The sequence below is a fragment of the Ruegeria sp. HKCCD6647-2 genome (assembly GCF_057221075.1).
Map to the genome: position 1 here is coordinate 266499 of NZ_JBWVBD010000001.1, position 25553 is coordinate 292051.

General features: G+C 58.6%; 24 protein-coding genes. 14 read left to right on the forward strand and 10 right to left on the reverse strand.

From position 1 onward, the window contains the following. Positions 1-129: 129 nt before the first annotated feature. The 8 genes from AC2TDJ_RS01250 to AC2TDJ_RS01285 all read left to right on the forward strand — a co-directional run bounded on the left by AC2TDJ_RS01250 (position 130) and on the right by AC2TDJ_RS01285 (position 11991). Positions 130-2607, forward strand: a complete 2478-nt coding sequence (locus AC2TDJ_RS01250) for an FAD-dependent oxidoreductase (RefSeq protein WP_480838456.1) — start codon at positions 130-132, stop codon at positions 2605-2607. Position 2608: 1 nt separating this feature from the next. Beyond that, positions 2609-3712, forward strand: coding sequence for a mandelate racemase/muconate lactonizing enzyme family protein (locus tag AC2TDJ_RS01255; RefSeq protein WP_480838458.1), 1104 nt, complete (start codon positions 2609-2611; stop codon positions 3710-3712). A gap of 21 nt (positions 3713-3733) precedes the next feature. Next, a complete protein-coding gene (locus AC2TDJ_RS01260; RefSeq protein WP_480838460.1) occupies positions 3734-5095 on the forward strand; it encodes an aminotransferase class III-fold pyridoxal phosphate-dependent enzyme in 1362 nt (453 codons plus the stop codon). An 80-nt stretch (positions 5096-5175) separates the two neighbouring features. Continuing rightward, positions 5176-6072, forward strand: a complete 897-nt coding sequence (locus tag AC2TDJ_RS01265; protein WP_480838462.1) for a MurR/RpiR family transcriptional regulator — start codon at positions 5176-5178, stop codon at positions 6070-6072. A 235-nt stretch (positions 6073-6307) separates the two neighbouring features. Further along, positions 6308-7309 carry a tryptophan--tRNA ligase gene (gene trpS / locus AC2TDJ_RS01270; RefSeq protein WP_480838464.1) on the forward strand — a complete coding sequence of 334 codons (1002 nt, stop codon included), beginning with the start codon at positions 6308-6310 and terminating at the stop codon, positions 7307-7309. Between the two features lie 355 nt (positions 7310-7664). After that, positions 7665-9848, forward strand: coding sequence for an esterase-like activity of phytase family protein (locus AC2TDJ_RS01275; protein WP_480838466.1), 2184 nt, complete (start codon positions 7665-7667; stop codon positions 9846-9848). Between the two features lie 154 nt (positions 9849-10002). Then, positions 10003-11142: a S41 family peptidase gene (locus AC2TDJ_RS01280; protein ID WP_480838468.1), complete on the forward strand. Its 1140-nt coding sequence runs from the start codon at positions 10003-10005 to the stop codon at positions 11140-11142. Between the two features lie 99 nt (positions 11143-11241). Continuing rightward, a complete protein-coding gene (locus AC2TDJ_RS01285; protein WP_480838470.1) occupies positions 11242-11991 on the forward strand; it encodes a hypothetical protein in 750 nt (249 codons plus the stop codon). A 137-nt stretch (positions 11992-12128) separates the two neighbouring features. Here the strand turns inward: AC2TDJ_RS01285 and AC2TDJ_RS01290 are convergent, their stop codons facing one another. The 6 genes from AC2TDJ_RS01290 to AC2TDJ_RS01315 form a co-directional block, all read right to left on the reverse strand. Beyond that, positions 12129-12596 carry an Hsp20 family protein gene (locus AC2TDJ_RS01290; protein WP_480838472.1) on the reverse strand — a complete coding sequence of 156 codons (468 nt, stop codon included), beginning with the start codon at positions 12594-12596 and terminating at the stop codon, positions 12129-12131. A gap of 124 nt (positions 12597-12720) precedes the next feature. After that, positions 12721-13536 (reverse strand): trypsin-like serine peptidase, encoded by an 816-nt coding sequence (locus tag AC2TDJ_RS01295; RefSeq protein WP_480838474.1) that lies wholly within the window; start codon positions 13534-13536, stop codon positions 12721-12723. After that, a complete protein-coding gene (locus AC2TDJ_RS01300; RefSeq protein WP_480838476.1) occupies positions 13533-14324 on the reverse strand; it encodes a trypsin-like serine peptidase in 792 nt (263 codons plus the stop codon). Before AC2TDJ_RS01300 ends, AC2TDJ_RS01295 begins: the two co-directional genes overlap by 4 nt. Before the next feature lie 118 nt (positions 14325-14442). Further along, positions 14443-15765 (reverse strand): glycolate oxidase subunit GlcF, encoded by a 1323-nt coding sequence (gene glcF, locus AC2TDJ_RS01305; protein WP_480838478.1) that lies wholly within the window; start codon positions 15763-15765, stop codon positions 14443-14445. A gap of 4 nt (positions 15766-15769) precedes the next feature. Beyond that, positions 15770-16870, reverse strand: a complete 1101-nt coding sequence (locus AC2TDJ_RS01310; protein WP_480838480.1) for an FAD-binding protein — start codon at positions 16868-16870, stop codon at positions 15770-15772. A 44-nt stretch (positions 16871-16914) separates the two neighbouring features. Beyond that, positions 16915-18354 carry an FAD-linked oxidase C-terminal domain-containing protein gene (locus AC2TDJ_RS01315; RefSeq protein WP_480838482.1) on the reverse strand — a complete coding sequence of 480 codons (1440 nt, stop codon included), beginning with the start codon at positions 18352-18354 and terminating at the stop codon, positions 16915-16917. An 80-nt stretch (positions 18355-18434) separates the two neighbouring features. On the opposite strand from AC2TDJ_RS01315, the gene AC2TDJ_RS01320 reads away from it, so the two are divergent. Together AC2TDJ_RS01320 and AC2TDJ_RS01325 are read left to right on the forward strand one after the other, a co-directional pair. Next, positions 18435-19145, forward strand: coding sequence for a DUF599 domain-containing protein (locus AC2TDJ_RS01320; RefSeq protein WP_480838484.1), 711 nt, complete (start codon positions 18435-18437; stop codon positions 19143-19145). Between the two features lie 35 nt (positions 19146-19180). Next, the gene (locus tag AC2TDJ_RS01325) at positions 19181-19528 is read left to right on the forward strand and encodes a hypothetical protein (RefSeq protein ID WP_480840182.1); all 348 of its coding nucleotides are present in this window, start codon (positions 19181-19183) and stop codon (positions 19526-19528) included. 3 nt (positions 19529-19531) lie between these two features. On the opposite strand, the gene AC2TDJ_RS01330 is transcribed toward AC2TDJ_RS01325, so the two are convergent. The 4 genes from AC2TDJ_RS01330 to AC2TDJ_RS01345 form a co-directional block, all read right to left on the reverse strand. Then, positions 19532-20017 carry a flavodoxin family protein gene (locus AC2TDJ_RS01330; RefSeq protein WP_480838486.1) on the reverse strand — a complete coding sequence of 162 codons (486 nt, stop codon included), beginning with the start codon at positions 20015-20017 and terminating at the stop codon, positions 19532-19534. 1 nt (position 20018) lies between these two features. Then, positions 20019-20489: a 23S rRNA (pseudouridine(1915)-N(3))-methyltransferase RlmH gene (rlmH, locus tag AC2TDJ_RS01335; RefSeq protein WP_480838488.1), complete on the reverse strand. Its 471-nt coding sequence runs from the start codon at positions 20487-20489 to the stop codon at positions 20019-20021. Positions 20490-20533: 44 nt separating this feature from the next. Then, complete coding sequence (rsfS, locus tag AC2TDJ_RS01340) at positions 20534-20893, reverse strand: ribosome silencing factor (RefSeq protein ID WP_480838490.1); 360 nt, start codon at positions 20891-20893, stop codon at positions 20534-20536. A gap of 164 nt (positions 20894-21057) precedes the next feature. Next, on the reverse strand, positions 21058-22410 hold the full coding sequence (locus AC2TDJ_RS01345) for a mechanosensitive ion channel family protein (RefSeq protein WP_480838492.1): 1353 nt from the start codon (positions 22408-22410) through the stop codon (positions 21058-21060). Positions 22411-22521: 111 nt separating this feature from the next. On the opposite strand from AC2TDJ_RS01345, the gene AC2TDJ_RS01350 reads away from it, so the two are divergent. The 4 genes from AC2TDJ_RS01350 to leuD are packed head-to-tail and all read left to right on the forward strand — an operon-like array spanning position 22522 to position 25315. Further along, on the forward strand, positions 22522-22620 hold the full coding sequence (locus tag AC2TDJ_RS01350; RefSeq protein ID WP_108861670.1) for an isopropylmalate isomerase: 99 nt from the start codon (positions 22522-22524) through the stop codon (positions 22618-22620). A gap of 51 nt (positions 22621-22671) precedes the next feature. After that, positions 22672-24075 carry a 3-isopropylmalate dehydratase large subunit gene (gene leuC, locus AC2TDJ_RS01355; RefSeq protein WP_480838494.1) on the forward strand — a complete coding sequence of 468 codons (1404 nt, stop codon included), beginning with the start codon at positions 22672-22674 and terminating at the stop codon, positions 24073-24075. Between the two features lie 37 nt (positions 24076-24112). Further along, complete coding sequence (locus AC2TDJ_RS01360) at positions 24113-24667, forward strand: HdeD family acid-resistance protein (RefSeq protein WP_480838496.1); 555 nt, start codon at positions 24113-24115, stop codon at positions 24665-24667. Positions 24668-24709: 42 nt separating this feature from the next. Then, complete coding sequence (leuD, locus tag AC2TDJ_RS01365) at positions 24710-25315, forward strand: 3-isopropylmalate dehydratase small subunit (protein ID WP_480838498.1); 606 nt, start codon at positions 24710-24712, stop codon at positions 25313-25315. Positions 25316-25553 lie beyond the last annotated feature (238 nt).

Genomic DNA, 25553 nt, shown 5'->3' on the forward strand with positions numbered 1-25553 from the left:
AACGCCAATACGATAATGGCGCCGCCGATCTCCCTTTGATTTTGTTGTACCATTTTTATTTGACTTTGGTACATTTGTTTCAATAGTTAATCCACAGAAATCTGCAACTCTGGCACAGGAAAATCGGCCATGGCCCAGAACGAGCTGCCCGCACGGGCAAAAGTTGTGATTGTCGGCGGTGGGGTCATGGGATGTGGCCTGGCCTATCATCTTGGCCATGAAGGCTGGGGGTCCGAGACGATTCTGCTTGAAAAGGCCGAGTTGACCAGCGGATCGACCTGGCACGCGGCCGGTCAGATCACCCATTCCACCAGCTCGTACGGGTTGGGCAAGATGGTTGATTACAATATCGGTCTATACTCCGGAAAGCTGGAAGAAGAGACCGGCCAAGCTGTTACATGGCATGGCTGCGGCTCGTTCCGGCTGGCCTATACCGAAGATGAGATGGACTGGTTGCGGCACACGCTTTCGGTCGGGCGGTCGCTTGGATTCAACATTGAACTTGTCGACCCTGCGTTCATCGCTCAGAAGCATCCGTTCTATAATCTCGATGGTGTTCTTGGCGCGCTCTACACACCCGATGACGGGCATGTGGACCCGTCCAACGTGACCATGGCTCTGGCTGCGGGTGCGCGGCAGAAAGGCGTCAGGATCTTCCGTCATTGCCGGGCGACGAACATCACCCAGAATGCCGCTGGCGAATGGGTGGTCGAGACCGAAAAGGGCGCGATCGTCTGTGAACACGTCGTCAACGCAGGCGGCACATATGCGCGGCAGATGGGCGAGTGGTCCGGGCTGCAATTGCCTATGACCTCGATGACTCACCACTATTTCGTCACCGAGGATGTGCCGGAATTCCAGGATTTGGATACCGAATTGCCGGTGATCCGCGATGACAAGCTGGTCTCGGGCTATATCCGGATGGAGCAGAAAAAGGGCCTGATCGGGATTTACGAGAAAGAGAACGTGAATTCGGTCTGGCATGACGAATGCCCCTGGGAATACGAGAACTGGTTGTTCGATGCCGACTACGACCGGGTCATGCCGTGGTTGGAAAACGCGCTGGACCGGATGCCGATCTTTGCCGATCTGGGCATCACGCGTGAAGTGCATGGGGCAATCTCGCATCCGCCGGATGGCAACCCGATGGTCGGGCCTGCACCGGGCGTGCGGAATTACTGGTGTTGTTGCGGGACTCAGATCGGTATCGGATGGGGGCCGGGACTGACGCGTGAACTGGCGAAATGGATGGTGCATGGCGCCGCGGATATCTCGATGCGCGACTACGATCCGCGCCGCTTTGGCAGCTATGCCACCAAGGACTGGCAGGTGATCAAGGCGCATGAGGATTACAAACTGCGCCACGAGATTCCGTTTCCGCATTTCAACCGTTTGGAAGGCCGGCCGATCAAACCGTCGCCCTTGTACGAAATCCTGAAAGATCAGGGCGCGGTTTACGAAGAGGTCTACGGCTTCGAACGCCCCCGCTGGTTTGCCCGCGACGGTGTCGAGCAACGCGACCATTACAGCTTCCGCCGCAATGCGGTGCACGACATGGTCGGGGCCGAGGTTCACGCGGTGCGCAATGGCGTTGGTATCATGGACGTTACCGCCTTTACCAAGGTCGAGGTCAGCGGCCCCGATGCCTATGCCCTGCTGGACCGTCTGACCGCCAACAAGATGCCGCAAAAAACGGGTTCGATCACTCTGACCCATATGCTGAACCGGCGCGGTCGGATTGAGGTTGAAACCACGCTGGTCCGGATGGCCGATGACCGGTTCTATCTGGTCTGTGCGGCCTTTTTCGAGCAGCGTTTGCTGGATCACCTGAATCACAACCGGACTGTAGAAGACGTAACGATCACCGCCCTTTCATCCCAATGGGCTGCGCTTTCACTGAACGGGCCAAAATCCCGCGATGTGTTGATGCAATGCACCGACACGGATCTGTCCAACGCTGGCTTCCGTTGGCTGTCAGCACAGGAGATCACCATCGCCGGTCACAAAGTCTGGGCGTTCCGCATGTCTTATGCCGGGGAGCTTGGTTGGGAATTCCACATGCCGTTCGAGGCCTGTGTCGATGTCTATAAGGCGTTGTGGGCAGCGGGTGAACCGCATGGGATTGCCAACTACGGCTCTTTCGCCATGAACGCGATGCGGATGGAGAAAGCTTTCCCCGGCGCAGGGGAACTGACCAACGAAGTCACCCTGCCTGAAGCCAATCAGAGCCGATTCCTGAAGCTCGACAAAGAGTTCCTGGGGGCCGAGGCCACGCGACGCAGCGCCGAGCAGGCTGCAAAAGGCGAGATGCCGTGGATTTGCGCCTATCTGGAAATCGAACCCGACGGGATCGAGGACGGCCATGGCGGAGAAGCCGTTATCGCGGATGGCGAAGTTGTCGGAGCAACAGCCTCGGTCGCCTATGGGCACACGGTCGGCAAAATCCTGGCCTTTGCCTATGTCAAACAGCACGCTGTCGATCCCGGAAAAGAGGTCGAGGTGATCATCGCCGGAAAGCCACGCAAAGGCCGGTTCCTCGGACAGGCCGCCTATGATCCCGCGTCGACCCTGCCCCGCACCGATCTGGAACAGGTGGCGGCGGAATAACATGAAAATCACCCGCATCACCGCCTGGCACGTTGCGCTGAAAAGCCACGAGACCTACTACATGGCCGAGGGCAAAACCTGCGACGTCACGACCTCGGTCGTGGTGCGGTTGGATACGGATACAGGCCATTCAGGTTGGGGAGAGGTCTGCCCCATTCCGCACTACCTTCCGGCCTATGCCAAGGGCGTCGTCCCCGCGCTGGAGGAATTGGTGCCTGTTCTGATCGGAGCCGATCCGGTCGGCCCGGACGCGGTGATGGAGCGGCTGAACAAGTATCTGCCCGGTCACGACTATGCGAAATCTGCAATCGATACCGCCCTGTGGGACTTGACCGCGCAGGCTGCGGGATTGCCGCTCTATGCTCTGCTTGGGGGGCGGGCCGTGGCGGACATGCCGCTCTATCACTCGATCACCTGCGTCGCGCCGGATGAGATGGCTCGTATCGCGCGTGAGGCATTCGATCAGGGCATGCGCCAGTTTCAGGTGAAACTGGGCGCTGACAGGAACTGGCAGGCAGATGTCGCGCGCCTGACTCTCGTGCGTGAAGCAGTTGGCGAAGGCCCGCTGGTCTACGGAGACTGGAATTGCGGCTCGGACAGTTTGACCGCCACCCGCGTCGGTCGCGCGGTTGCTCATCTGGACATCATGCTGGAACAACCCTGTGCCACGATCGAGGAATGCGCCCACGTGCGTGCGGCCACCGGCCTGCCGATGAAGCTGGATGAAAGCGCGCGTGACGTGCACTCGGTTCTGGCCGGGCATCAGGCGGGGTGTATGGATGCGGTGGCCGTGAAACTGTCGAAGATGGGGGGCGTGTCGGCTTCGCGCCGCGTGCGCGATCTGTGCCTCAGCCTTGGCACCCAGATGTGTATCGAAGACACCTGGGGAAGCGACATCACCACCGCCGCACTTCTGCATCTTGCGGCCTCGACCCCGGCGCGGGGGATCATGAACACCTGCGACCTGAGTCACTATGTCGGCCCCCGACTGGACCCGGCCGGACCCGGTCGCAAGGACGGGCGCATCGCCCCGCCGGAGGGGTCCGGGCTGGGGGTTTCTCCGGACCCGGATGCGCTGGGAACCCCAGCCGCACTCTTTGACTGACCATTCGCAACGGAGGTCGCCATGGACGATCTGAGAAACACCTACCCAGTTCACGATCCCGAATGGGTGCGGGACATGCACGCGGATCATTACCTGCAAAGCTGGTCGAAGCAGGGCGCGCGCCCACGGGTCATCACCGGCGGGCAAGGCAGCTGGTTCTGGGACAGCGACGGCAAACGCTATCTGGATTTCCAAAGCCAGCTGGTGAACGCCAATATGGGACACCAGCACCCGAAGATCGTGCAGGCGATCAAGGATCAGGCGGATCGGCTCTGCTATATCGGCCCTGCCATGGGCTGTGACGTGCGCAGCGAACTGGCGGCGATCATGACCGAGATCACGCCGCCCAACATCACCTCAACCTTCTTCACCACCGGCGGCGCGGCGGCCAACGAAACCGCAATCCGCATTGCGCGCCACAAGACCGGGCGAACCAAGATTATCGCGCGTTACCGATCCTATCACGGGGCTACCGGGGGAACCTTGTCCCTGACCGGGGACCCACGCCATCACCTGACCCGCGCCGATATGCCCGGTGTCGTTCGGATGCTGGACCCTTATACCTACCGCTTGCCGACGGGTCACACCGACCCCGCCAATTGCCCCGTCGCCCAAGGTGGACCGCATCTGGAAGAAATCCTGATGTACGAAAACCCCAACACCGTCGCCGCGGTCATACTCGAAACAGTGGTTGGTACGAACGGGATCATCGTACCGCCGGACGGATACCTGCAATCGATCCGGGAGACGTGCACAAAATACGGTATCCTGCTGATTGCCGATGAGGTCATGGCAGGCTTTGGCCGCACCGGGAAATGGTTCGCCGTCGACCATTGGGGGGTCGAACCTGACATCATCACCAGCGCCAAGGGCATCAACTCGGGCTACGTGCCACTGGGAACCATGTCCGTGTCGCGTGACCTGCACGACTGGATGCGCGATACCCCCCTGCCCGGCGGATTGACCTATGCGGGTCACCCACTTGCCTGTGCTTCCGGCGTGGCCGCAATCCGGGCAATGCAGGAGGAGGACATTCTGAACCACGCGACCGGGATGGGTCGGATAATGCGCGCGGAACTGAGGCGTCTGGCCGAGAAGCATCCCTCGATCGGCGACGTTCGCGGTCTGGGCATGTTCAACGGTATCGAACTGGTCAGGAACCGCGATACCAAAGAACCTCTGGTTCCATTTGCTGCCAAAGGTGATGCTGCGAAGCCCATGGCCGAGATGATGGCATACGCCATGGATCACGGGCTTTACCTGTCCTTCTTCTCGAACGTCATTCGCCTGACGCCACCCCTGAACATCTCGGAAGAAGACATGATGACCGGACTGGAGATTTTGGACCGAACCCTTGAAATCGCGGATCGCGAATGTGTTTGATGCCGCAAAGCCGGGCCGGGCGATGACTTTCACTAATGCGTCGGTTAAACCCCGGATACACTAGCAGGATACCTGAGCCATTGGCCGATACGAACGAAACAAACCTCTCTGCAACCGTCCTTTCCCGTCTGGCCGAAGAATTCGGCGACCTGACGCCCGAAGCGCAAAAGGCCGCCAGATATGTGCTGGAAAATCCGCGGGATGTCGGCGTTTCCACCGTGCGTGAAATCGCCAGAGCGGCCGAGGTCAAACCAAACACGGTTGTCCGCATGGCGCGACAGGTCGGGTTTGAAGGTTACGAAGATTTCCGCGAACCGTTTCGCGAGGCAATCCGACAAGGAAAGGTCGATTTTCCCGACCGGGCCAGATTTCTGCAAGGCATCCGAAAATCCGGCCAGATGGGTGAACTATATGCGGACATGGTGCAATCCGCGCTCAGCAATATCGAGGACACATTTGCCGGCATAACAACCGAGGCCCTGACCGCTGCGGCCGAGGTGATCTGGAATTCGCGCAATGTGTTTACGATGGGTGTCGGTGTGAACAACGCGAATGCACGCAATTTCACCTATCTCGCTTCAACCGGGATGGTGCAGTTCCACGCCATTCCGCGCGCAGGGTCGGTTGCAACAGATGATCTTGCCTGGTCCGACAATCGCGATGTCCTGATCGCCATCACCTGCGCCCCATACAGAAGCGAAGTCATCGAAGCGGTGAGTGTCGCCCGGGAACAGGGCGTCACAATCATCGGCATCACCGACAGCCTCGCCAGCCCCGTTTACCGGGCCGCCGATCACGGGTTTGTCGTCGCGGCCGATACGCCGCAGTTCTTTCCATCTTCGGTCAGTACGGTGGCGCTTCTGGAAACACTGTTGTCTTTCATCATCGCGCAGGCCGGAAGCGAAATAGTCGAACGGGTCGAAGCGTTTCACTCGCGTCGTCACCGGCTGGGCATCTATCGCGACGAACCACGCTGAATACTCCAAGGTCATTTTCCTTGTCGCTTCGCGTCCTTTGGCTCTGCTTGACGTACAGACTCTCGTTCACTACACGCGTTGGCATGGAAAACACATGCACTTTTCCCAAGCGCTGGTGGCTGGTCTCCTGACAAGGCGGCCGGACATTTCCATTCATTCCGAGGTCGCCGTATGGGCGGCCTTTTTTTGATCTCCTTCCCCCATGCGGTGCCTCAAGATTTCAGAGGACACGCAAATGTACAAACCCGTCATCCTGACCGGAGACCGCACAACCGGCCCGTTGCATATCGGGCACTACGCCGGCTCGCTTCGTAACCGCCTGCGTTTTCAGGACGATCACGACCAGTTTCTGCTGCTGGCCGATACGCAAGCGCTGACAGACAATGCACGTGATCCGGCCAAGGTACGGCGCAATGTTTTGGAAGTCGCACTGGACTATCTGGCCGTCGGCATCGACCCGGAGCGCACGACGATTTGCCTGCAATCGCAACTGCCCGCCTTGGCAGAGCTTTCCATGCTGTATCTGAATTTCGTGAGCGTTTCCCGACTGGAACGCAACCCGACCATCAAGGATGAGATCCGGGCCCGAGGGTTCGGTCGGGACATCCCCGCAGGTTTCCTGTGTTACCCGGCGGCGCAGGCAGCGGATATCACGGCCTTCAAGGCAAGCGTTGTGCCCGTCGGCGAAGATCAGGCCCCTCTGATCGAGCAGACAAACGAAATTGTCCGCAGGATCAACGCGACTGCCGGCGCACTTATCCTGCCAGAGGCCAAAGCCGTCATTCCGCCAGCGGGGCGGCTGCCGGGAATAGACGGCAAGACGAAAATGTCAAAGTCGGGTGGCAACGCAATACCTCTGTCCGCTACGCCCGAGGATATCAGGGTTGCCGTCAAAGCCATGTTCACGGATCCCGGTCATTTGCGCGTTGAGGACCCCGGACTGGTAGAAGGTAACACCGTCTTTACCTATCTGGATGCCTTCGACGACGACAAAACGGCGCTTGCCGAGCTGAAGGCGCGCTATCGGCACGGCGGGCTGGGGGATGCAAAGATCAAAAGCCGGTTGGAAGACATCCTGCAATCGCTGATTGCGCCGATCCGGGACAGGCGGGCACAACTTTTGCAGGATCTGGCCTTTGTTCGTGACACGATCCGCAAGGGAACCGAGCGCGCGCGCGAACGCACTGAAACGACCAAGCGCGAAGTCATGAATGGTATCGGCTTGTTTGGCATGTGAGCCAGCCGCAAAACCAATGATTCCCTTTGTCAGATCGTGATGCAGCAAGCGATTTGTGGATCAAAGCTTTTGCTTTGGGTCCACCCGCCCGATTTCTAGGCTAATAGCCACGTGAAAACAATAAACTGGCGAGGTCGGGCAACGAATTGTGCGGAAAGCTTGGTCAGAACCCTGCTTGGGTCAGGGGTTGATACGTGCTTTGCGAATCCCGGCACCAGCGAGATGCATTTCGTCGCGGCCGGGAAACCATCCCCAGATTTAATGGGCTTGTTACAAAAGCGCAGTCAAAGCGTCACAATACTGCAACGAACGGCAGCCATCCCAATCTTATCCAAGTGAGAGAGGATACCTACCGATGTCATTGCGCTTTGTCTGCCTGACGTCTGCCCTTGCCCTGACCGCCAGTCAGGCTGCGGCAGAGATGAATTTCAACCGAATTGCGTCTTTCCCCGTCGTCAAGAACATGGCCAAGGGGGCCGATACCGAACGTGAAACCTCGCCCGAGATCATCGCGGCGACCGCGGATGGCATGACGCTGGTTTACACCGATAGCCCGTTGGGCGTGATCGGTATGGTCGACATCACCGACCCCGCAAACCCGGAACCGTTGGGTGCGATGGAGGTGGGTGGCGAGCCGACCTCGGTTGGGATCGTTGGAACGACGGCTTATGTCGGCGTGAACACGTCAGAAAGCTACACCGTCCCGTCGGGCAAGCTGATCTCGGTCGATATCGCAGGCAAGGCCGAAACCGGCGCCTGTGATCTGAGCGGTCAACCCGACAGCGTCGCCATCGCCCCCGATGGCAGCTTTGTCGCCGTGGCGATCGAAAACGAGCGCGACGAAGACCTGAACGACGGTGTTATCCCGCAGCTGCCCGCCGGATCGCTGGCGCTGGTGCCGTTGAAGGACGGTGCGCTGGATTGCGGCGGCATGAAGATGGCCTCACTGACCGGTCTGGCCGAGGTTGCCCCCACCGACCCCGAGCCGGAATTTGTTGACATCAATGGTCTGGGTGAAACCGTCATCACATTGCAGGAAAACAACCACATCGCGGTTGTTGACAAGGACGGCAACGTAGTCAGCCATTTCTCGGCTGGCGCGGTTGACCTGGAAGACATCGACGCCACCGACGAGCGCGGCGCGCTGATCTTCACTGAAAGCCAGCCGGGCCGCCTGCGCGAGCCGGACGCGGTGAAGTGGATCGACGACAACCACTTTGCCACTGCCAACGAAGGCGACTACGAAGGTGGGTCGCGTGGCTGGACCATCTTCCACAAGGACGGCACCGTTGTTTACGAGAACGGCACCGATTTCGAGAAAGCCATCATCCAAATCGGCCACTATCCCGACAAACGGTCCGACAGCAAAGGCGTTGAACCGGAAAGCGTGACCGCAGCGACCTTTGGCGGCACGCCGATGATCTTCGTGGGGGCCGAGCGTGCCTCGGTCGTGGGTGTTTATGACGCAACCGATCCGGCCAACCCAGTGCTGAAACAGCTGCTGCCGTCAGGCGTCGGCCCGGAAGGCTATGTTGCGATCCCGGAACGCAACCTGCTGGTGTCGGCCAACGAAAAAGACCTGATCGAAGATGGCGGCCCGCGTGCCCATGTCTCGATCTTCGAGTATCAGGACGCCCCCGCCAACTACCCGCATCTGACCTCGGAAGGCGCGGATGAGCTGATCGGGTGGGGTGCTCTGTCAGGTCTGGTCTCTGATGAGGACGGCATGATCTATGCAGTCAACGACAGCTTCTACGGCTTCCAGCCTTCGATCTTCAAGATCGACCCCAGCCAACAGCCTGCCCGCATCGTGGATGTGATCCGCATTCATCGTCAGGACGGCAACCCGGCGCAGAAGCTGGACCTGGAAGGCATCACGCTGGACGGCAAAGGTGGTTTCTACGTTGCCTCCGAAGGCCGCACCGACCGCGTCATCCCGCATGCGATATATCACGTCTCGGCGGATGGCCTGATCAAGGACCGCAAGGGCGAGATCGGCCTGCCGCCGGAGCTGATGGCTGTCGAAAAACGCTTCGGCTTTGAAGGTATCACTCGTGTCGGCGATACCCTGTGGATGGCCGTTCAGCGCGAATGGAAAGACGACCCTGAGAACCACGTGAAACTGGTGGCCTACAACCTCGACACCAAGGAATGGGGTGCCGTACATTATCCCAAGGCCGATCCGGAAAAAGGTTGGGTTGGTCTGTCGGAAATTGTGGCTTTTGGTGACCATGTCTATGTCATCGAGCGCGACAACCAGCATGACCACCGCGCCGTGACCAAAAAGATCTACCGCATCCCGCTGTCGGAAATGACCCCGGCCCCGTTGGGTGAAACTCTGCCAGTCGTCAGCAAGGAAGAGGTTCGCGACCTGCTGCCCGACCTGACCTCGACCGGTGGCTACGTTCTGGACAAGATCGAAGGTCTGGCCATCCTGCCGTCGGGCGAGGCATTTGTGATGACCGACAATGACGGCGTCGACGACGCCTCGGGCGAGACGATGTTCTGGTCGATCGGGTCGGTAACGGCTGGGAATTAACCCACTTGCAAAAAATTGAGGGACCCCGCACAAAATTATGCGGGGTCATTTTACTTCTAACGTCAGCTTTGACCCTTTGTTAGACATACATATTACCAAGACGTTAGGATCGTTTGTGTCGCTGAGCCAAGACCTCGAACCAATTCTGGAAATTGTGAAACGTACCGACCCAAGCTTTGCGACAGTCGATCCAGGAAAAATTGACGCCTATGTCGAAGATGCCGAAAGGCACGCGTCTCATAATGCACGAGAGCGGTTCTTGCTTTCGGCAATGCGCCTCTTGGCCCTTTCTGGCAATGGTCACACGCGCCTGATCCCAAACGACGCGATCTCAGTTCTGCCGCTTCGATTTGTGACCATCGGGAGGACGGTCTTTCTGACCAAGGCCTCAACGCCCCTCACGGAATTTGCGCCCAGCAAGCTGATCGCCGTTAACGGCATACCTGTAGAAAAAATCGAACGCGCGGCAGCATGTCTTCTGGCGGGAACACGGCAAAGACAGCGCGTGATTGGACCTCTCATATTTGCGTGGCCTGCCGCGTTGGCCGATTTGGGGTTCGCACCGTTCAGCCATGAGACCCAGTATCTTCTCCAAAGCGCCGACGGGCGAAGAAACACAGTAAGAGTGCCTAACGACGATACTGTTCTGGCGTCAGAAATGTATCCAAGGAATGAACACGGCAAAGTCGACCCCTTCTGGAATTACAATGGGTTTGTGGAAATCCACGATTGTTCTGAGAATGGCCTCGCTTTGAAGCTGCCAAGTTTCTTCGATACCAACGAAGGCGCGCTTTCCGAAGCAATCGATAAAGCCGCCACATACGTTCAGACCCGCCGCGACAGTTTCCTAGTAGTCGATGTTCGAGGCAACACCGGGGGCAACTTTTTGGTAACTATGCCGTTGATCGATGCAATTACCGAAAGCGCTCGGCGATGCGGATGCGCTGTGCTTGTGGATAAATTCACCTTTTCAGCAGCAATCGTCTTTGTAGCGATCCTCAGGTATCGGCTCGGGCGCAAGTTGAAGATCGTCGGGGAAGAAATGGGCGATGGGCTCAGGTTCTTTGCGGAAGGCGGCTTGATCGAATTGCCGACCAGCGGCGCCGTCGTCCGATACGCAACTGCGCTTCACGATTGGGAAACTGGATCAGCGGATCAAACGACGCCGTCTGACATCGCGCGTCAGTTGGTGCCAGTCCATAGACTTGGAATTGATCGAGATTGGTTTTCGACACCGTTCGACACAACGCCTGAAGACATCGTTTATGAAAAGCTGGTTGAAGAATTGGCTTAGCGCCCAAAACGCAGCTTTGTCCGCACAACCGCCGTTGGTCGTGTCGGGACAGGCTACAAGCGCGACAGTAGGCGTCGGATGACCGGTATGAGGCCAAACTTGACATTGGCACTCAGCCTGAAATTGACCAAATTTCCGATCTATGAACAACTACACGCAAAAACCAATCAATTGGATTTCAACTTGCCCTCCTCTTTCAAAAAATTTGCCCTCAGCCTTCGTTGCTTTGAAGTATTAAAAGCATTTCCAGTTCTGGCTTTCGTTGGGGTTGCAGCGAACGCATGCCCCCATTCCCTACAGAACTCCGAGCATGGAGAACTGTTTGACATTATTTCATGTGGAGACTTACACCAGCTTGAGCGCTACGCCGCCAAGGGCGGTGATCTCGACAGCCTACGTTATGGCAACACCGCGCTTTGGTCGGTGATTGTTGATGGACGACTTGATGTTGCAAAACGACTTATCGCCTTAGGGGCAGATGTGGATGCCGGTGACGATGCGCCAATTGCAGCACTGATCGGATCGCTGCGAGTATTGAGTGAAGCAAACTCTGATAGCGCGGTACTAGATTTGGTTAGGGAATTTTCCTACGCAGGAGCAAATTTTGATATTCGTAGCATTGCGGGCAATCACCTCCTAATAACGTTTGTCTCGGAAATCTGCGAAGCTCCGTCGCTAGGGGAGATTGAGCGCCTTAGAGGGCTCGCGCAAAGTTTGCGGCCTCATTCTGTTTCTTTGTCCGAGGATGATCTCGAAGCACTGGTCCACATTGGAACACTGTCTGACTTAGGAATATATGACAAAGACTGCGTGGGTGAATTGGTGGGCGGTCCCATCCGCGACGGTTAGGAAATGCCTAACGTCTGCTTAGTCCGCTTAGCGAACACCCCGGTACAACAAAACAACGCCCCGCGCCTGGAGGTGCGCGGGGCGTGCAGTCTGCGACAATCCCAAGAGGCGGGACTGTCGCGGTTGGATCAAAGACGTTAGTTCACGGCCTTGGCGTCGACCACATCCTTTTCGATGGCTTTGGCCGAAGAAATCTCGATCTTGCGCGGCTTCAGCGCCTCGGGCACTTCGCGCTTCAGGTCGATGTGCAGCATGCCATTTTCGTGGCTCGCGCCGGTGACGCGCACGTGATCGGCCAGCGCGAAGCGGCGTTCGAATGCGCGGGTGGCGATGCCGCGGTGCAGATAGCTGCGGCCCTTGTCCTCGGCGGCTTTCTTGCCGGAGACAACGAGGGAGTTTTCCTTCACCTCAACCGAAAGATCGGATTCGGCAAATCCGGCGACGGCCACCGAAATCCGGTAGGTGTCGGCATCGGTTTTTTCGATGTTGTACGGGGGATAGCTGGGCTGTGCCACATCATTGGTCAGAACGCGGTCCATCATGTCTGCGATCTGGTCGAAACCGATGGTGGCGCGGTGCAGCGGTGCAAAGTCAAAACTACGCATGTGTTTAATCCTCATCCTAGAGCGATTTACGTGTTGTGCCCTCCGAATGGACGGGCGGTGATGCATAGCGGACCCCAAATCTGGCGATCCGCTACAATCCACATGGGTAGCAATTCAGCGCAGTTCAAGACCCTCCGGAGCTGATGAATTTTGCGCCGGAACTCGATTTACCCGAACCGACCTGCAGGCGCCGAATCGCGGCCTTGGGTTGCGGCGCATCCCGGCGCAGGATCGACTTGAGCTCCGAAACGATCCCCGACAGTTCCATGCCAAATCCAACCTTGCCACGATGATCAACGCCAACAGCGGAAACGACCGACAGGATCTGCCAGCGCGGCCCGTTCCTGGCAAGAATGGCGGAGCCGGACGACCCGAAGGTTATGTCACAGTTGAACGTAATGAGGCCTTGCCAGCGTTCGAGTATCCGGCAGGACCGTTCGCGGGTAATCGCCTCGGACCGGCCGCGCCCATAGGATGCAATGCTGATCTCATTGCCGGGCACGCGTCCGTTATGGAGGGCAAACGGATCGGCAATTGAATAGGGAATCGGCTCGTTCAACCGCATTAGAGCAACATCGGCCCGTACACTTGCCGGTGTCAGGGGGTCATTGGCACCATAATCCGGGTGTGCTGCGATCTGGACAACCTGACGTTCCGCCAATGCAGTTCCGTTGCTGAGGCCGGCCCGAAACGTGACTTCACCGGGCAGGTAGGGCTTGCCGGTTTTCTTGTCCAGGGCGCAATGGGCCGCCGTCAGCACCAGGTCCTGCGCGATCAACGTACCGGTGCAAAAGGATTTGGTGCCGATATCCAGCCGCCCGATCGCCTCCCATCCATAGAGATCGTCCCGATCCGTCAGCTTTCGCTTGTCGGCCTGTGCGTGAGCTGCGGATACAAAAACTGAAATACAAAGAAAAATACTTGAAACTGCTTTGATCACGGCCGGATAAACCTCGCTCCGATATTCTTGTTTGCGCCGGAACTGCTTGAAGTTGACCCAAAACCCCGCCCAGCCAACAGCTCCGCCTGCAAGAGCTGCAACGATTCCTCGACCGGCGTTCCCAGGGCAACACTCTTCCCGCTCATCTCAGCCTTGGCCGCAACGACCGAAACGATGCGGGGGCTGTCACCGGCAAATGAGAATACCGGAGCCCCGGATGAGCCCAGATCCACGTCACAGGACATCACCAGGACGCCCGAATACCGGTTTACGATCGAGCAGACCTCTTGCAGCGATGGGGCTTCGGCCCGATCCTGTGCGTAGGAGACAACGCCCACCTCTTCACCGCGCGCGGGCCGGTTTCCGGTTTCAAAAGGAACCACGGCGGTGTTTCTGACCGGCTGCCACAGTTCGATCAAGGCGATGTCGTGGCGCACACGTTCCGCCGAAGTTTCGCGGTCAAAGCTGTAATCTGGGTGAATCACGGCCTGACGCGCCGCACGATAAGCCGACGCACGTCCAAGCCGCCAACCCGCCAGAAACTGGATTTTCGCGGGGTCGACACGTTTTCGGGTCGCCCTGTCAAACAGGCAATGCGCCGCCGTAAGAACCAGCGTTGGCGAGATCAGCGTTCCCGTGCAAAATCCGGTCCCTTCGACGTCCAGCCGACCCACAGCCATCCATTGCCGGCCGGAATCGGTGGTTTCCAGGCTTTTCAGCCCGCTATCCTGCGCTATCGCCGTCATCGGCAACATTGCCAGGGCGGCGGCCGTAATCCAATTGCGCACGCGACTCTCCGATCCTTCGTTCAGGGAGGAGTCATACGCGAGTCCTTTGGCGAAATTAGGGCAGCAGCATCGGGTTGGGTTTTCCCCACACAGCGATGCAGGGATGGTACGGTTTTGCTTAACGCAGGATCGGCACAGCCTCGATGGCATGATGACCCCGCCGCACAGCACGTGGCTGGGGGCCGCCTGTGGCCCAGTCCAAGAGTTCGACGGTGTGCAGAACCGGCAGTTTCGTGCCCGACGCGATCTGTATCATACAACCGATGTTCCCGGCAGCGATGACATCAGGTTGCCTGGCTTCCAGCGTTCGCACTTTCCGGTTTTTCAGTTTTGCCGAAATTTCAGGCTGCATCAGGTTATAGGTGCCGGCGCTGCCGCAACAAAGATGACTGTCGACAGGCTCTAACACTGCGAATCCGGCGCGCTTTAGCAGATTCTTGGGAAGCGACGTGATCTTTTGTCCATGCTGTAGAGAACATGCCGCATGGTAGGCAACCGTCATCCCTTTGTCGGCACCATCAGGCATATCCAGCTGAACCAGCAGCTCGCTAATATCCATCGCAATGGCGGACACGCGCGCGGCATCAGCAGCCAGCGGTCCATTCCGGAACATATGTCCGTAGTCCTTGACGGTCGTACCGCAGCCTGACGTGTTGATGACGATGGCGTCCAGGCCTTCACCGTCCATCTCGCAGGCCCAGGCACGGACATTGACAGCGGCTGCTTCATGGCTTTCGCGAGTCTTGCCCATATGATGTGTAAGCGCTCCGCAACAGCCCGCACCTTCGGCCACGACCACCTCGCACCCCATCCGTGTCAGCAATCGGATTGTGGCGTCGTTGATATTGGTGTTCAGCGCTTTTTGCGCGCATCCTGTCATCAACGCCACGCGTTTGACCCGCGACCCTTCGGGGGCAAAGCTTTGCGGGTCGTCGTTTCGACTGACAGGCGGGATATGCTTTGGCGCCATGTCCAGCATGGCCCGCAGCCGCGCATCCGGCATCAGAAACCGGAACGGGCGCACCAGCTTGGCGCCGATTAGAGCCCAACGGAACCGCATCGGATAAGGCAGTATCCGCGCCAAAACCCATCGCAACGCCCGATCGGTGAAGGGCCGTTTGTAATGCTCTTCAATATATTCGCGCGCGTGATCGACCAGATGCATGTAATGCACACCTGACGGGCAGGTTGTCATACAGGCCAGACAGGACAGGCAACGGTCGATATGCTTGACCGTCTTTTCGTCCGGCACCCGCGCGTTTTCCAGCATGTCCTTGATCAGGTAAATGCGTCCGCGCGGGCTGTCGAGCTCATCCCCCAAAACCTGATAGGTGGGACAAGTGGCCGTGCAAAACCCGCAATGCACACAATTGCGCAGAATCTCGTTCGAGCGCCGGATTGCCGGGTCCTGCAGCTGTTTTTCGCTGAATGTTGTCTGCATCGCCCTATCCCATCAGCCCCGGATTAAACAGCCCACGCGGATCAAACTTTGCCCTCAGCCCTTGTGTTAGAGCCCGAATCACAGAGTTTTCCGTCTGGAATCGTCCCAGCTGTTCGAAGGTCACTGAACTTGCCCGCACCAGTGTTGCGTGGCCGGAAAACACACCCAGGCGCGCTCGCAGATCCGTACCGCTTGGAACACGCAGCCAAACCAGGCCGCCGCCCCAATCGAGCAACACCTGGTCGACCTCGGCGCGCGCTACAATCTCTGGCGCATCACCGGGTTTGACCGACAGGCGCCAGATATCCCCGTCTTCGCCATGAAATGCCCGGACATCGCGTATGGAAGCCCAGAGCGCGGCAGGATCGGTCTCCTCCAACACCTCGCCAAAGTGCGAGAGTTCTGCGGTCAGTTTTTCGGTCCTATAACCGACGGAATCAGCGAAACCTTCGAGCCTAAGTAAGCTTTTTTGGACCTTTGGGTCATACGCAGCACCGTTCACCTCGTACGGGGATTTCAAAGCTGCCGAAAGTACCTGAACCGCGGTCGCTGTGTCGGGCACAGTGACCGAAATTGTTGCAGTTCGTTCGGGTCTGGGCAGCACTTTCAGCGACACTTCGGTCAGGATACCCAACGTACCCCAAGATCCCCCCATCAGTTTGACCAGGTCATAGCCCGTGACATTCTTCATCACCCGCCCGCCGTTCTTGACCGCCTGCCCGCGCCCATCCACGTAGCGCACGCCCAGAAGAAAGTCGCGGCACGCGCCAGCCTGAATCCGCCTCGGGCCGGATACATTCGCCGCTACGACCCCACCAATGGTTGGGTCTCCCTCCGTCCCCAAAAGACCGCGATGATCCATCGGTTCAAACGCCAGTTGCTGCCCTTCCGCCTCTAGGGCCGTTTCGATTTCGGCTACCGGCGTTCCGGCTTTTGCAACGAGCGTCAGCGCGCCGGGTTCATAGAGCGTGATACCCGTCAGTCCGGCGGTGCTCAGACGTTGCTCGGGTCCGGTCACGCCACGCGTTGCGCCACCGACGATCTGCACGGGATTGGTTAGTCCGGCCACCAGATCCGCCAGCTCGGCTTCTGTCTCAGGTTTCATGCGGTTTATCTTTTCCAAAGTCTTCGGGCGTCGAGATCAGGCATCTATTCCGCCGCCATTCGTCGCGCCTCGGACACGTCCAGCGGGAACACTTTTGCCGGGTTCAGCAGCCAGTCCGGATCAAACACGTCCTTGACGGCCATCTGCGCCTCAAGGTCCTGCGGTGTGTATTGGTGATGCATCAGGTCGCGCTTTTCGATGCCCACGCCGTGCTCACCTGTCAGGCATCCGCCGGCATCCACGCAGAGTTTCAGAATCTCGGCCCCAAAAGCCTCACATTTTTCCAGATCGCCGGGTTTGTTGGCATCAAACAGAATCAAGGGGTGCATATTTCCGTCACCGGCGTGGAACACGTTACCGACCGATAGTCCGTAGTCCTCGCTGAGCTCGCCTATGCGGCGCAGCACGGCAGGCAGCGCGGAAACCGGGATCGTGCCGTCCAGACACATGTAGTCGTTAATCTGCCCCATGGCGCCAAAGGCCGATTTCCTCCCCAGCCAGATCCGGGCGCTTTCGTCCTCCGATTGACTTTCACGCAACTCGACCGGGTTATGGCGCTTGGCAATTTCGATGATCTTGGCCAACTGACTGTCGATTTCGCTTTCCGAACCTTCGACTTCGACGATCAACAGGGCCTCGCAATCCGGATAGCCCGCGTGAGCAAAGTTTTCGCAAGCCTGAATACACAGCCGGTCCATGAACTCGATCGCCACTGGCAATATGCCCGATTTGATAATGTCAGAGACACATTGACCCGCAACTTCATTGTCATCGAAGCCCATCAGCACAGGCCGCGCACCTTCGGGTTTGCGCAATATCCGCAGGGTCGCCTCGGTCACCACGCCCAGTTGCCCTTCCGATCCGCAGATGACGCCCAACAGGTCGAGCCCCGGCGCATCCAGATGCGCGCCGCCGATCTCAACCACGCTGCCATCCATCATCACTATCGTGACACCCAGAAGGTTATTGGTGGTTACCCCGTATTTCAGGCAATGTGCACCGCCCGAGTTCATTGCGATATTGCCCGCAATGGCGCAGGCCAATTGCGACGACGGATCCGGGGCGTAAAAGAAATCCTCTTCCTCGACCGCACCTGAAACGCTCAGATTTGTCCGGCCTGACTGCACCCGTATGAAACGGTTGTCAAAATCGATCTCCAGCACGTCGTTCATCCGCGCGACACCCAGAATCACGCAATCCGCGGTTGGCAACGCGCCGCCTGCCAGCGATGTCCCCGCACCCCGAGGGACGACCGGCACGCCCTCTTCTTTGCAAATCCGCAGAATGGCCGACACTTCCTGCGTACTGGCGGGTAATACGGCCACCATCGGGGGACATTTGTATGCGGTCAGCGCATCACATTCGTAGGCGCGGGTCTCTGACGGGTCATGGATAATCGCGTCTTCGGGCAGGACCCGCGATAGCCGCGCGATCACTGCGGTCTTGCGGCGCAGCACGTCGGGGTTGGGCTGAGGCATTTCCATGGCGGGTCCTCCATTTGGTAAAATATTATTACCAATTTTCCGATCTGGCAAGATTGCAAAACCGGACGTACTGTCGCGGCATGACATGGATCGACCGCGCGCATCTGTTTTCACCCCTCGATTATGCAGCCATAATTTTGCTGCTGGGCAGCTGGCTGTGGATCAGCTGGCGGATCGAGAATCCGTCCCCGCACAAGCCCTCGGTCGCGTTGATGATGGACGCATTCCGGCGAAACTGGATGCATGAGATGGTCACGCGTCAACCGCGCATGTTCGACGCTCAGGTCGTGGCCGCCATGCGGCAGGGCAGTACGTTTTTTGCCTCGACCACAATGATCGCGATTGGCGGCGGCCTTGCGCTGCTGGGCAATACCGAGCGTCTGGCAGGCGTTGCCCAGGATCTGGCGATAGGCAGTGCGCCAGCCATGGTCTGGGAGATCAAGATACTGATTGTTATCCTTTTTCTAGCCAACGCATTCCTGAAATATGTCTGGGCCCATCGCTTGTTCGGGTATTGCGCGGTTCTGATGGCTGCCGTGCCCAATGATCCCGAAGACCCCCAGGCCTACCCCCGCGCAGCGCAAGCGGCCGAGATCTGTGTCACCGCGGCGCGCAGCTTCAATCGCGGTCTGCGCGTCACCTATTTCGCACTTGCCTCGCTTGCGTGGATACTGGGACCTGTGGCCCTGATTTTGGGCACGGCGATTACTTTTGGTGTTCTGTATCGGCGTGAATTTGCCTCGCATTCCCGCTCGGTTCTTATGACCCGACCCCCCAACACGGAGACGTGATGACGATGCTGCGTTTCACCGCCTACATTCAACCCATGCGATATGTGATTCTCAGTGCTCTAATCGCGTGCCCCGCGTTTGCCGACCCATCCATGATCGAAAAAGTCTCGGCCACATCCAACGGTGAGACCTGGCGATTCGATGTGACGATCCGGCATCCGGATACCGGATGGGATCATTATGCCGATGGCTGGCGTGTTCTGGATATGGACGGCAACGAGCTGGGGATGCGCGTCCTCCACCACCCGCACGAGAACGAACAACCATTCACGCGGTCCCTTGGCGGCGTTGCAATTCCTGCCGGCACAACGCAGGTTCAGATACAGGCCCGCTGCAGCGTGGATGGATGGAACTCTGAGACCACATTGGTCGCGCTGAACTGAGCTTCAGAATACACCCAGGCTAAGGCCGGCAGCCATTGCCGCGCCAATTTCGCGGCATTGGTCCAGATGGTCGTTCGGGATGGTCTTTGCCGCCAGAATGGCCTCGGGTGTTTGCGCATGGGTGCAAATGATCAGTGGCGGCTGTACTTCTTTCAGGCGCCAGCCCGTTGCGATCCGGGCCATTTGCCGGGCTGCATTTTCGCCGTCCGATCCGGCACAGATCATCAGCGCATAGGGCCGACCCTCGATCCGACCAAGCACCGGGTAGTAGCTGCGGTCAAAAAAGTCCTTCATTAGACCCGAAATTGCTGCCAGATTCTCGGGCGCGCAAAAGATATAGCCATCCGCGTCCAGCAGGTCTGCGGGGCCCGCCTGGTCAGCGGATATCAGCACGGTGTCCGCTTCGGACCGCGCCGCGTCATTCGCTGCCTCGGCCATTTGCCGACTGCCGCCCGTGCGCGAATGGTAAACGATCAGAAGCTGCGCCATGTCAGACCCGATGGTAGGGACCGCCCGACAGGATGGTTGCGGCCCGATAAAGTTGCTCGGCCAGCATCACACGGACCAGCATATGGGGCCAGACCATCGACCCGAATGAGATGGAAAAATCAGCCTCAGCCTGCAGATTAGGATCTATTCCGTCCGCCCCGCCGATAATCAGTGCCAGATCCTGCCTCCCGGCATCGCGCCAGCCGCCCAGTTTCTTGGCGAAATCAGGCGAGGACATTACGCACCCCCGTTCATCCAAAGTGCAGATCACCGCACCTTTGGGCAGCGCCTTGCGCAGCAACGCAGCCTCGGCCCCCATGCCTGCGTTTTTTTTGTCTTCAACTTCGATCACCTTCGCAGGACCAAGGCCCAGGCTGCGGCCGGTCCGGTCAAATCGGGTCAGGTAATCATCAAGCAGGGACTTCTCCGGTCCGGCACGCAATCGCCCGACCGCACAAATGCTGATACGCATATTTCTCTCGCCACCGGCCTGTTAATGCAGGCCGGGATGGCGCCTCAGTTCGCCGAGGCGCTGCCGCCCTGAGGCAGCCACATCTTTTCCAGCTGATAGAATTCACGCACTTCGGGGCGGAAGATATGGACGATCACGTCGCCCGTATCGATCAGAACCCAGTCGCCGGCATCCTTGCCTTCGACCTTCGAGGTGAAACCGAATTCCTGCTTGATGCGATCCGTCAGCTTTTCCGCCATGGCCGAGACCTGACGGGTCGACCGACCCGAGGCAATCACCATGTGATCCGCAACCGAGGACTTGCCCCGCAGGTTGATCTGCACGACATCTTCGGCCTTGTCGTCGGTAAGTGAGGAAAGGATACGCTCAAGCAGCTTGTCGCTGATTGACTGAGAGTGGGCCATTACACTGGCACCGTCATCGGCGGGCAAACCCGCCTGTGTATGTAGAGACAGGACATAGTCCTCCTTTGCTGCGCGCCGCCAAACCCCGGCGCCGGGGTACTAATAAGGTAACAAGGGGATTGCAACATTTCAATGAACGCGCGCCGTGGCGCCCGCACGAAGGCTCACTCTTTGGCGATCTGTTGCGTGTCTGCGCCGTCGGGCAGCAATCGAACTTCGCGTTGAGGGAAGGGGATCGAGATGCCTTCTTCCTTGAACGCATCCCACAAGGCGAGGTAGACATTGCCGCGAATGTTGGTCAGCCCCTTGGTCGGATCGCTGATCCAGAAACGCAACACATAGTCCACACTGCTGTCGCCGAATCCGGTGATATGGCAGACGGGCTCATGCGATCCGCCGCTCAGCACCCGGGCTACCGCCTTCACGGACCGGATCGCCGTGGCACGCACTTTGTGCGGATCGTCGTCATAGCTGGTGCCGAAATCCAGATCGAGGCGTACGAATCGATCCGAATGCGACCAGTTCACCACCTGATTGGTGATCAGGTCCTCGTTCGGGATCAGGTATTCCCTTCCATCCCGCGTGACGACTGAGACATATCGCGCGCCCAGCGCATTGATCCAGCCGAACGTATCGCCCAGCGAGATCACGTCGCCCGGTTTGATCGACCGGTCCATCAGGATGATGATCCCCGAGATCAGGTTCGACACCACCTTTTGCAGACCGAAACCGATACCTACGCCGATCGCACCCGACAGCAACGCGATGCCCGTCAGATCGAACCCCAGCGTGCGGATTGCCACCAGAAAGACGGCACCATACAGCAGCACCTGGATGCCTTTGGCCAAAAGAACCTGCATCGACGGGGTGATGTCGTCGTTGTTCTGCAACCCCCGCTCAGCCGCGCGGGTGCCGATACGGGCCAGCGTCAGCAGGACCCCGATCAGCAGAACGGCCTTGAGGATTCCCAGCGCCGAGATGTGCAGATCACCAATTGAGATCGCCACCCCGTCAAGGAATACTGCAACATCGTCGGTCAAACCCAACGCAATCAGAGTTGCGTAGACCCACATTGCCCATTTGAAGATCCGACGCAGCGTCCGGTTGCGCACCAGTCGGGCCACCAGCGCAATCGCCAGCCACGCGGCGGCCAGCGTCGCAATCACGCCTATAATGTAGCTGCGCGATGGCCAGGTGACCTGCTGCATGATCAGGTACAACACCCACGACACCAGCACGAAATAGACCAGCGTCAATCGCTGCATCAGTTGCACCAGAGTACGCAGCCGCCATTTCGGCCAACCGGTCCGCGCCCGGGCCCATGCCTCCCACCGGCTTTGGGTCAGCAGCTTCAGCATGAAAGCCAGTGCCCAGAGAAACAGGATGATGACCAGCTGATATTGCCGCCAGCCGGGCGTCACGACCAGTTCGATCAGGTTCTGGAATTGCGAGGAGAAGGCCGCCGTCATGTTGGCGTAAAGCTCTGATAATGTTTCCGGTAGCAGGTCTTGGTTCATGCACGTCTCCTGCCCGTCAGCTTGGACAGCGGGGCGATGTGATGCAAGCCCAACCTGCGCCGCGCCTGATTGAACCTTGATTGACGCGATGGCCCGATATATCTGGTGCGCATGAGAGTCTACTTGGCCCCAGCTCCGACGTTGCAAGACCGCACGCGCCTGCGTGAACGGTTCTTTGGGGCCGCCCGCACGGTTCTGGCCCGCCTATAGGCGGCGCCCAGCCACTCGCCAGCATATCTCAATACATACGGGAGAGGACCGATGTCCCCCAAAACACTCTATGACAAGATCTGGGATGCCCATGTCGCGCACGAAGCCGATGATGGCACCTGCCTGCTGTATATCGACCGCCATCTGGTGCACGAAGTCACCAGCCCGCAGGCGTTCGAAGGCCTGCGCATGGCAGGCCGTCAGGTGCGCGCGCCGGAAAAGACCATCGCGGTGCCGGATCACAACGTGCCGACCACGCCGGACCGTGTGAACGGGATCGAGAACCCGGAATCGCGCATTCAGGTCGAGGCGCTGGACAAGAATGCCAAGGATTTCGGGATTCACTATTACCCGGTGAATGACGTCCGTCAGGGTATCGTTCACATCGTCGGCCCGGAACAGGGCTGGACCCTGCCCGGCATGACCGTGGTTTGCGGCGACAGCCACACCGCCACCCACGGCGCATTTGGCGCTCTGGCGCATGGCATCGGCACATCCGAGGTCGAACATGTTCTGGCCACGCAGACCCTGATCCAGAAGAAATCCAAGAACATGAAGGTGGAGATCACCGGCAAACTGCAGCCGGGCGTGACCGCCAAGGACATCACCCTCGCCGTCATCGGTGAGACCGGCACCGCCGGCGGCACCGGCTATGTCATCGAATATTGCGGTGAAGCGATCCGTGATCTGTCGATGGAAGGGCGCATGACCGTCTGCAACATGGCCATCGAAGGCGGCGCGCGCGCGGGCCTGATCGCGCCGGACGAAACCACCTTTGAATATGTCAAAGGCCGCCCGCACGCGCCGAAAGGTGCCCAGTGGGAAGCCGCGATGGACTGGTGGAAGACGCTCTACACCGATGAGGGCGCGCATTTCGACAAGGTCGTCACCCTGCGCGGCGAGGATATCGCGCCGGTCGTGACCTGGGGCACCAGCCCCGAGGACGTACTGCCGATTACCGCGACCGTTCCGAACCCCGAAGATTTCGAAGGCGGCAAGGTCGACGCGGCCCGCCGTTCGATCGAATACATGGGTCTGGAAGCCGGACAGAAGCTGAGCGATGTGGAAATCGACACCGTCTTTATCGGCTCGTGCACAAATGGCCGCATCGAAGATCTGCGCGCCGCAGCGGAAATCCTTAAGGGCAAAAAGATCAAGGACGGCCTGCGCGCCATGGTCGTACCCGGCTCGGGTCTGGTTCGGGCACAGGCCGAGGAAGAAGGTCTGGCGGACATCTTCAAAGAGGCCGGTTTCGAATGGCGTCTGGCAGGATGCTCGATGTGCCTGGCGATGAACCCCGACCAGTTGCAGCCGGGCGAGCGCTGCGCGGCGACCTCGAACCGTAACTTCGAAGGCCGTCAGGGACGGGGCGGGCGTACGCACCTGCTGAGCCCGGCGATGGCTGCCGCAGCGGCAATCACAGGACGGCTGACAGACGTTCGTGAATTGATGTAAGGTGCCCTCATATCTAGATATTTGAGGGATTGAAGACATGAGTGACTGGATCAAATGGCTCCTTCTGGGGCTTCTATCCATAGCGTTCGGCATTTTTGTGCTGGGCGCACCGGCGGTGGCGTCAATTGCCGTGACAGTGGTGACCGGCGTGTTGCTGCTGATCTGCGGCGCGCTGCAGGTTGTGGGCGGTTTCACGGTTGAAGGCACCGGCAACAAGATACTGTCACTCATCATGGGTGTCGTGATGCTGTTTCTGGGCTGGTCCTTTCTGGATCACCCTCTGCAGGGAACACTGACTCTGGCCACGGTGGTGCTGATCCTGTTCCTTGCAGGTGGTATCGCTCGGATCATCCTGTCGTTCCAGATGAAGGGAACGCAGTTTTTCTGGGCGACGCTGATATCGGGCATCATGTCGATTGTCCTGGCGATCCTGATCTGGCGCCTTGCCAGCGCAGACCCGGCGGTTCTGCTCCAGTTACTGGGCATCCTGCTGGGCATCGAGATGCTGTTCAACGGGTTCGGACTGGTCTTCATGGCGTTCTTCGTCAAGAACGCACCCAACGACGAAACAACGGAAGCGAAAGAAGCTTAAACGCGGGGTAAGGGGCCGGCCCTCTCCCGCAGGAGTGTGAACATGGAAAAGTTTGACAAAGTCCACGGGGTGGCCGCCCCTATGCCACTGATCAATATCGACACCGATATGATCATTCCGAAAGTGCACCTGAAAACCATCAAACGGTCCGGCCTTGGCGTCGTGCTGTTCGACGAGATGCGCTATCACGATGACGGGAAGGAGAATGAAGAGTTCGTCCTGAACAAGCCCGCCTATCGCGAGGCTGAGATTCTGGTCGCAGGCGACAACTTCGGCTGCGGCTCGTCGCGGGAACATGCACCCTGGGCGATCAAGGATTTCGGCATCAAGGTCGTGATCTCGACCAGTTTTGCCGACATCTTCTACAACAACTGCTTCAAGAACGGCATCTTGCCGATCGTGGTCGAAGAAGAGCATCACACAATCCTGATGGAAGACGCGCACAGGGGCGAAAACGCCCGCATGACCGTGCATCTGGAAGATCAGAAGATCACTACATCGGATGGGTTCGTGATCGAGTTCGACATCGACCCGCATCGCAAGCACTGCCTGCTGAACGGTTTGGATGACATCGGCCTGACGATGGAAAAGGACCACCACATCGACAAGTTCGAGGAACACGCAAGCCAGGCCCGCCCCTGGGTATGATTCCGGGGATGATTCTGTGGACACTCAACCTATCGGGGTCGCGATTGCGGCCCCGTTCTCATATTTGGGGTTGAGTTTCAAGCAACCACAACATGTAGGGCGCATTCTGAATTACACGTCGAATTTGCGTCGGGAATGATGCAAAGGCGCACCAGTTTCGCCATCATTTTGCCTGAAATGCCGTGTTTTCTGCCCCTTGGCTTGAGCTGAATGTCCGTTCCCGCCAGTGTTGTCGGAA

What these genes read in the sequence shown, in the direction of transcription:
- AC2TDJ_RS01250 (WP_480838456.1), top strand. Translation starts at nt 130, where the DNA reads ATGGCCCAGAACGAGCTGCCCGCACGGGCAAAAGTTGTGATTGTCGGC.
- AC2TDJ_RS01255 (WP_480838458.1), top strand. Translation starts at nt 2,609, where the DNA reads ATGAAAATCACCCGCATCACCGCCTGGCACGTTGCGCTGAAAAGCCAC.
- AC2TDJ_RS01260 (WP_480838460.1), top strand. Translation starts at nt 3,734, where the DNA reads ATGGACGATCTGAGAAACACCTACCCAGTTCACGATCCCGAATGGGTG.
- trpS (WP_480838464.1), top strand. Translation starts at nt 6,308, where the DNA reads ATGTACAAACCCGTCATCCTGACCGGAGACCGCACAACCGGCCCGTTG.
- AC2TDJ_RS01275 (WP_480838466.1), top strand. Translation starts at nt 7,665, where the DNA reads ATGTCATTGCGCTTTGTCTGCCTGACGTCTGCCCTTGCCCTGACCGCC.
- AC2TDJ_RS01290 (WP_480838472.1), bottom strand. Translation starts at nt 12,596, where the DNA reads ATGCGTAGTTTTGACTTTGCACCGCTGCACCGCGCCACCATCGGTTTC.
- glcF (WP_480838478.1), bottom strand. Translation starts at nt 15,765, where the DNA reads ATGCAGACAACATTCAGCGAAAAACAGCTGCAGGACCCGGCAATCCGG.
- AC2TDJ_RS01310 (WP_480838480.1), bottom strand. Translation starts at nt 16,870, where the DNA reads ATGAAACCTGAGACAGAAGCCGAGCTGGCGGATCTGGTGGCCGGACTA.
- AC2TDJ_RS01315 (WP_480838482.1), bottom strand. Translation starts at nt 18,354, where the DNA reads ATGGAAATGCCTCAGCCCAACCCCGACGTGCTGCGCCGCAAGACCGCA.
- AC2TDJ_RS01320 (WP_480838484.1), top strand. Translation starts at nt 18,435, where the DNA reads ATGACATGGATCGACCGCGCGCATCTGTTTTCACCCCTCGATTATGCA.
- AC2TDJ_RS01325 (WP_480840182.1), top strand. Translation starts at nt 19,181, where the DNA reads ATGCGATATGTGATTCTCAGTGCTCTAATCGCGTGCCCCGCGTTTGCC.
- AC2TDJ_RS01330 (WP_480838486.1), bottom strand. Translation starts at nt 20,017, where the DNA reads ATGGCGCAGCTTCTGATCGTTTACCATTCGCGCACGGGCGGCAGTCGG.
- rlmH (WP_480838488.1), bottom strand. Translation starts at nt 20,489, where the DNA reads ATGCGTATCAGCATTTGTGCGGTCGGGCGATTGCGTGCCGGACCGGAG.
- rsfS (WP_480838490.1), bottom strand. Translation starts at nt 20,893, where the DNA reads ATGGCCCACTCTCAGTCAATCAGCGACAAGCTGCTTGAGCGTATCCTT.
- AC2TDJ_RS01345 (WP_480838492.1), bottom strand. Translation starts at nt 22,410, where the DNA reads ATGAACCAAGACCTGCTACCGGAAACATTATCAGAGCTTTACGCCAAC.
- AC2TDJ_RS01350 (WP_108861670.1), top strand. Translation starts at nt 22,522, where the DNA reads ATGAGAGTCTACTTGGCCCCAGCTCCGACGTTGCAAGACCGCACGCGC.
- leuC (WP_480838494.1), top strand. Translation starts at nt 22,672, where the DNA reads ATGTCCCCCAAAACACTCTATGACAAGATCTGGGATGCCCATGTCGCG.
- AC2TDJ_RS01360 (WP_480838496.1), top strand. Translation starts at nt 24,113, where the DNA reads ATGAGTGACTGGATCAAATGGCTCCTTCTGGGGCTTCTATCCATAGCG.
- leuD (WP_480838498.1), top strand. Translation starts at nt 24,710, where the DNA reads ATGGAAAAGTTTGACAAAGTCCACGGGGTGGCCGCCCCTATGCCACTG.